General features: G+C 57.8%; 1 protein-coding gene. It reads left to right on the forward strand.

Annotated elements, in window-relative coordinates:
- Positions 1–83: 83 nt before the first annotated feature.
- A partial coding sequence (locus tag BraRD5C2_RS39285; protein ID WP_223977885.1) for a helix-turn-helix domain-containing protein occupies positions 84–294 on the forward strand: 211 nt, incomplete at its 3' end.

Here is a 294-nt window from a genome sequence, read left to right on the forward strand (position 1 = left end):
TTTGCTCTTTCAGGAGGTTGTCCATCTGGTCTGAACCGAGGAAGCTGAGGTTGCGAAGCTTCAGTGTTCCAAGGAAAGACCAGATGAACGTCCACAAGAATGCGCCTTTGACGCCCAAAGGTCGAGAGGCGATGGTGCGTAGCGTCGTCGAGGGCGGGCTGAGCCAGGCCGACGCGGCCCACCAGTTCAACACCACACCGAAGACCGTTGCCAAATGGGTCAAGCGGTTCCGCGCAGAAGGTGTCGAAGGGTTGCGTGATCGCTCCTCGAGACCTCTTTCATCGCCAAGCCAAA

The organism is Bradyrhizobium sp. RD5-C2, assembly GCF_019972155.1.
Taxonomy (GTDB): Bacteria; Pseudomonadota; Alphaproteobacteria; order Rhizobiales; family Xanthobacteraceae; genus Bradyrhizobium.